Source organism: Vibrio sp. 811, assembly GCF_033339195.1.
Genome location: NZ_JAWOUB010000809.1, coordinates 1 through 548, shown reverse-complemented (window position 1 = coordinate 548; position 548 = coordinate 1). Strand labels below are relative to the sequence as shown.

Genomic DNA, 548 nt, shown 5'->3' with positions numbered 1-548 from the left:
CAACACCTGCTGAGCCGTTTCACCGTACTTAGTGAAGTAGTTGCGCTTTTTGACGTTGTCAGCGCGTTCTTTTCTGGTGAGTGCTGGTTGGTCATACACAACATGACAAATCATGTCGAATGGGTCGAGATCTTTGCCGACTTCCAGCTCTAATGCTTCCCAGATGATGCCTTCTTCTGCCAGTTCATCGATGATTGCTTGCTTTTTATCGGCATCTTGCCAGCGCTTAACAAAGTCATCCATTGAGGTGAACTGTTTTGCCATCGTCTTGCGGGTATAGTCTTTGAATGATTCAGTTACGAGTTTACCGTCGGCATCGTAGTATTGAACACGCTCGGCAATGGCTTTCACCGTTACACCGTTGACATGGAACTTTCTAACTCGATGTTCATCCTGCCAATCATCTTCGGCATTGCTAGCACCTGAAGGAGATGAACTAGAGTCGTATGAAGCTTCTGGTTCTTGGATGCTTTCAGGGTCGATATCTTCCCCTTCAAATGGATCATCTTGTTCAAGCTCATCCTCACCATCGATGATCTCATCGAGTC

At 46.4% G+C, this 548-nt stretch carries 1 protein-coding gene; it reads right to left on the bottom strand.

Features of this window, described 5'->3' with window-relative positions:
• A partial coding sequence (locus R7Q46_RS29520; protein WP_318078631.1) for a type I restriction-modification enzyme R subunit C-terminal domain-containing protein occupies positions 1-548 on the bottom strand: 548 nt, incomplete at both ends.